At 64.0% G+C, this 6,004-nt stretch carries 4 protein-coding genes; 1 reads left to right on the forward strand and 3 read right to left on the reverse strand.

The genetic code is table 11. The features are described from left to right. Both VEC01_RS10070 and VEC01_RS10075 read right to left on the reverse strand, forming a co-directional pair. Positions 1-497, reverse strand: a 497-nt coding sequence (locus VEC01_RS10070; protein ID WP_324900681.1) for an REP-associated tyrosine transposase, incomplete at its 3' end; no start/stop codon positions are given. A gap of 201 nt (positions 498-698) precedes the next feature. Continuing rightward, positions 699-1,562, reverse strand: coding sequence for a sulfurtransferase (locus VEC01_RS10075; protein ID WP_324900682.1), 864 nt, complete (start codon positions 1,560-1,562; stop codon positions 699-701). A 160-nt stretch (positions 1,563-1,722) separates the two neighbouring features. On the opposite strand from VEC01_RS10075, the gene dnaE reads away from it, so the two are divergent. After that, entirely contained in the window at positions 1,723-5,175 is a 3,453-nt protein-coding gene (gene dnaE / locus VEC01_RS10080; RefSeq protein ID WP_324900683.1) for a DNA polymerase III subunit alpha, read from the forward strand. Positions 5,176-5,523: 348 nt separating this feature from the next. Here dnaE and VEC01_RS10085 read toward each other — a convergent pair. Further along, on the reverse strand, positions 5,524-6,004 hold a 481-nt coding region (locus tag VEC01_RS10085), incomplete at its 5' end, for a GNAT family N-acetyltransferase (protein ID WP_324900684.1).

Here is a 6,004-nt window from a genome sequence, read left to right on the forward strand (position 1 = left end):
TCACCACCCCAATCCCCCGGCAAAATCCCGCGTTTCACATACCGGTGAAACGACGAGTGCTCCCACTCCGCCACCCGCTGTGCATGCCCGTGCTTCACCGGATTGAAGTGGATGTAATCCACATGCCGCGCATAGTCCGCCTCATCCCGTATCGTGTGTTCCCAGAAGCGCCGTTGCCAGATGCCGCGTTCGCCTTTGCCTGAGCGGCTGGCATTCAGCGTTTCCGCCGGCGGCAGGTTGCGGGAGAAATGGCTTTTGATCAGGCGCCAGCGCGTTGCGTAATCGGCTTCATTTGCCGGCAGCGTCCAGATCGTGTGCAGGTGTTCCGGGAGCACGACGATCGCGTCGATGTCGAACGGATGCCGCTCGCGGGTGTAACGGAACGCGTCGCGTAACAGGTCGATGTGCGTGGTGAGGAGAGCGCCGTTCCGGTTGGCGAGCGTCACGGTGAAGAAGTAGGTGGCGCCGGGGATGACGTTGCGGCGGTAGGAGGGCATGGTTTTTTGGTTGGGGTTCTTTATTGTGACGGCGGGTTTCGCTTCGCTCTACCTCGGCGACCCCACCCACCCTACGGTTCTTTAGGTGCATGGTGGGTTTCGCATTCGCTCTACCCACCCTACAGTCCTTTATTATCACCGTTAGCCTGTAGGGTGGGTGGGGCCGCCGAGGTAGAGCGAATGCGAAACCCACCGGTTTGACTACTTTCGCACATCCTCCCGCACCGCCTTCCTGCACTTCGGACAAGATTCCCCTGGCACATAATACGGCGACGACTGCTCTGCCGCCGTCACCACTGCCCGGCACCCGAAACACTGCGCCGTTGCGGTCGCTTCCAGCTGCGGATTCAGCGCGGTGCGCTGATCGAACACGAAGCACTCGCCGTGGTAGTGCGCGCCGCCGACTTCCTCAAAGTATTTCAATATGCCGCCGTCGAGCTGGTACACGCTGTCGAAGCCGATGTTCTGCATGTGGATCGCTGCCTTTTCGCAGCGGATGCCGCCGGTGCAGAACGTGACCACCGTCTTGCCGGCGAGCGCTTCTCGGTTTCGGGCGACGGCGTCCGGGAATTCGCTGAATTTCGAGATGCGGTAATCGACGGTATGGTCGAAGCTGCCGACGTCGACCTCGAACGCATTGCGCGTGTCCATCATCACCACCGGGCGGCCGTCGTCGTCATGGCCCTGGTCCAGCCAGCGCTTGAGCGTCGCCGGCGCGACCGCCGGCGCGCGGCCTTGCTCGGGGCGGATCAGCGGATGCTTCATCGTGATGATTTCGCGCTTCAGGCGCACCAGCATCCGGTTGAAGGGCTGGCAGTCCGAGCAGCTTTCCTTGACCTCGATGCCGGCGAAGCGCGCATCGGCGCGCAGCCATGCAAGGAAACGGTCGATCGCACCGCGCCGGCCGGAGAGGAACAGGTTGATGCCTTCCGGGCTGAGCAGGATGGTGCCCTTCAGGCCGAGCTCTTCGCACACCGCGCGAAACGCCGCGCGGCGCTCGACCGTGTCGTCCAGCGTGACGAACTTGTAGGCGGCGATGTTGACGTAGGTGTTGTCGGAAGACATTGAGTAAAACTCCGCAGGGCGGCAATTTTGCTTACGAAGCATGTTGACACGAGGCCATGATAGACAGCGCACAGGCTCGCAAATTCCGTCGCGCCACAAGTTACAAAATTGCTTTTCCTCCTTGCCATTCGGAACCCTGCGCCCGCTGTAAAATAGCGCGATGAGCACTCCGCAATTCACCCATCTCCGCCTCCATTCCGAATACTCGATCGTCGACGGCCTTGTGCGCATCGACGATGTCGTCAAGGCAGCCGCCAAGGACGGGCAGGCGGCGATGGCGATCACCGACCTGGCCAACCTGTTTGGCATGGTCAAGTTCTACAAGGCCGCGCGCGGCAAGGGCATCAAGGCGATCGCCGGCTGCGATGTCTGGATCACCAACGACGACGACCGCGACAAGCCGTCGCGCCTGCTGCTTCTTTGCAAGAACCGCAACGGCTACCTGCAGCTGTGCGAACTGCTGACCAAGGCCTGGCTGACCAACGTGCACCGCGGGCGCGCGGAAATCCGCGCCGAGTGGCTGGCCGGCGGGCAGGCGAGCGAACTGATCGCGCTCTCCGGCGCCCACAGCGGCGACGTCGGCATGGCGATCGACAACGGCAACCCGGCGGCGGCGGAACGCTGCGCGGAGCGCTGGGCGGCACTCTTCCCCAACCATTTCTATATCGAGGTGCAGCGCTACGGCCAGCCCAACATGGAAAACCATGTGCGCCAGGCGGTCGCGATCGCGGCCAAGCTGAAGCTGCCGGTGGTGGCGACCCATCCGATCCAGTTCCTGACGCGCGAGGAATTCATCGCGCACGAGGCGCGCACCTGCATCGCCGAGGGCGAGATCCTCGCCAATCCGCGCCGCGTCAAGCGCTTCAATGACAACCAGTGCTTCCGCACCCAGGCCGAGATGGCCGAGGCGTTCGCCGACATGCCGGCGGCGCTGCAGAATTCGGTGGAGATCGCCAAGCGCTGCAACCTGCAGCTCGAACTCGGCAAGCCCAAGCTGCCGCTGTTCCCGACGCCGGACGGCATGTCGCTCGACGACTTCCTGGTGCAGGAGGCGAAGGCCGGCCTGGAAGAGCGCCTGGTGCAGCTTTTCCCCGATCCGGAAAAGCGCGAGAAGCAGCGCGAGCGCTACGAAGCGCGGCTCAAGTTCGAGACCGACACCATCATCAAGATGGGCTTCCCAGGCTACTTCCTGATCGTGGCGGACTTCATCCAGTGGGGCAAGAACAACGGCGTGCCGGTCGGCCCGGGCCGCGGCTCGGGCGCCGGCTCGCTGGTGGCGTATGCGCTGAAGATCACCGACCTCGATCCGCTCGAATACAACCTGCTGTTCGAACGCTTCCTGAACCCGGAACGGGTGTCGATGCCCGACTTCGACATCGACTTTTGCCAGGAAAACCGCGACCGCGTGATCCAGTACGTGAAGGACCGCTACGGCCGCGAGGCGGTGTCGCAGATCGCGACCTTCGGCACGATGGCGGCCAAGGGCGCGGTGCGCGACGTCGGCCGCGTGCTCGACATGAGCTACACCTTCTGCGACGGCATTTCCAAGCTGATTCCGTTCAAGCCGGGCAAGCAGGTGTCGATCGCCGAGGCGATCGAGGAAGAGCCGCTGCTGAAGGAACGCCTCGAGAACGAGGAAGAGGTCAAGCAGCTGCTCGACCTCGCGCAGCAGGTCGAAGGCATCGCGCGCAATATCGGCATGCACGCGGGCGGCGTGCTGATCGCGCCGGGCAAGCTGACCGACTTCTGTCCGCTGTACACGCAGGGCGGCGACGCCGGCGTGGTGTCGCAGTACGACAAGGATGACGTGGAAGCAGTCGGCCTGGTGAAGTTCGACTTCCTGGGCCTGACCACGCTGACCATCCTCGACCGCGCGGTGCGCTACATCAAGATGCTCGATCCGGCGAAGGCTGACTTCGACCTCGCCAAGCTGCCGCTGAACGACCGCGCGTCCTATGAACTGCTGACCAAGGCGAAGACCGTCGCCGTGTTCCAGCTGGAAAGCCGCGGCATGCAGGGCATGCTGAAGGATGCGCGTCCCGACCGCTTCGAGGACATCATCGCACTGGTGGCGCTCTACCGTCCGGGCCCGATGGACCTGATCCCCGACTTCTGCAAGCGCAAGCACGGCGAGAAGTTCGAATACCCGGACCCGCGCACCGAAAGCATCCTGTCCGAAACCTACGGCATCATGGTGTATCAGGAGCAGGTGATGCAGATGGCGCAGGTGATCGGCGGCTACTCGCTCGGCGGCGCGGACTTGCTGCGGCGCGCGATGGGCAAGAAGAAGCCGGAAGAAATGGCGCAGCACCGCCTGATCTTCCGCGAGGGCGCGGCGAAGAACGGCCTGTCGCAGGAAAAGGCGGACGAGATCTTCGACTTGATGGAAAAGTTCGCCGGCTACGGCTTCAACAAGTCGCACGCCGCCGCCTACGCGCTGCTGTCGTACCACACCGCCTACCTGAAGGCGCACCATCCGGCCGCATTCATGGCAGCCAACATGTCGCTGGCGATGGACGACACCGACAAGATCAAGATCCTGGTCGAGGACGCGGTCGATATCTGCAAGCTGCAGATGCTGCCGCCGGACATCAACAAGTCGGACTACCGCTTCATCCCGGTCGGCGAGCCGGGCAAGAAGGCGACCCAGATCCGCTACGGCCTGGGCGCGGTGAAGGGCTCGGGCCAGAACGCGATCGAGGCGATCATCGCCGCGCGCGAGTCGGGCGGACCGTTCAAGGACCTGTTCGATTTCGTCAAGCGCGTCGACAAGAAGCAGATCAATCGCCGCACCATCGAAGCGCTGATCCGTTCCGGCGCGATGGATTGCTTCGGCGTCGACCGCGGCATCATGATCGCGTCGGTCAACTTCGCGATGGAATGCGCGGAGCAGGCGGAAGCGTCGGCCAACCAGGTCAGCCTGTTCGGCGGCGAAGACAGCGACATGGAGCCGCCGCCGGAGTATGTGAAGGTGCCGGCGTGGAGCGAGAAGCAGCGCCTGACCGAGGAAAAGCTCGCGCTCGGCTTCTACCTGTCCGGCCACCTGTTCAGCGCCTATGCGGAAGAAGTGCGCAAGTTCGTCAAGACCAAGCTGGTCAACCTCGAACCGTCGCGCGACGCGCGCCTGCTGGCGGGGATCATCAGCGCGGTGCGGGTGCAGATGACCCAGCGCGGCAAGATGGTGATCGTGACGCTGGACGACGGCACCGCGGTGGTCGACGTGACGATCTACAACGAACTCTACGAGCCGAACCGCCAGCTGTTCAAGGAAGATGAATTCCTCGCGGTGCAGGGCAAGGTGTCGGAAGACCGCTTCTCCGGCGGCCTGCGCATCAGCGCCGAAAAGGTGATGGATATCGCGATGGCGCGGGTGCAGTTCGGGCGGCAGTTCGCGTTCTCGCTCAACACCCGGCTGGACGCGGCGCAGATCAAGACCATCCTGGCGCCGTACAAATCCGAGAACGGCCTGCCGCTGACGATGCGCTACACGCACGACGGCGTGGGCAGCTGCGAGATCCGGCTGGCCGACGAATGGCGGGTGGCGCCGGCCGACGGGCTGAAGCAGTCGCTGTTCGAAAAGCTGGGCGTGAAGGGTGCGACGGTGGAGTATTGAAGCCGCCGGCCAGGCGAAGTGGAGCGGCAGGTAGTCGGAGCGGTGCTCGGCCGTAGCCAGGGTGCACGGTGGGTTTCGCTTCGCTCTACCCACCCTACCGCCGGACGATGCGCGACGGTACGGGGCTGGGCTAGTACCGCTGGGTTCGCTCCTTTCAACCCAACCTGCGCATCTTCCTGCGATTACGCGCACACCTGCATTACCCCATTCTCCCCGTCAGTATGTAGGGTGGGTGGGGCCGCCGAGGTAGAGCGCAGCGAAACCCACCGTGCGCCCCGGCTCCGGTGGTCCCGGGTTCGCCTTTACTCTGCCTCCGCGAGTCCTCGCACCCCACGGAACTTCCCGCAATCACGCATGCGCCCGCGCTGTTCCATCCCTCCTCGCCAGCGCCGTCAACGGCGTGCACTTCCATTCCGGCGCGACCAGCCGCTTCGATACCTTGCGCAGGTAGGCGCCGTCCGCATGCTGGCGCTGGCTGAATCCCATGTCGAGCAGCAGCTTGCGCATCGCTTCGTTCTCTGAGAGCACGTCGCCTTCGATGCGTTCGATGCCGGCCGCGCGCGCGATGCACATCAGCGATTCGATCAGCTTCCTGCCGAGTCCGCCGCGCTGCCAGAAGTCGCTGACGACGACTGCGAAATCGCAGCGTTCCGGATAACGGTCGGCCACATACTGCGCCATCGCGATTGCCCGCTCGCGGCCGTCCTGGCGGATCACCGCCAGCAAGGTCATCGCCTCGGCCGGCGCATTGTGCAGGAAGCGCGCCAGCATGTCCGGCGTCAGTTCATGCAGCGGATAGAAGAAGCGGTGGTAGCGGCTCTGCAGCGAC

It is taken from the genome of Noviherbaspirillum sp. (genome assembly GCF_035627455.1).
Taxonomy (GTDB): domain Bacteria; phylum Pseudomonadota; class Gammaproteobacteria; order Burkholderiales; family Burkholderiaceae_D; genus Noviherbaspirillum.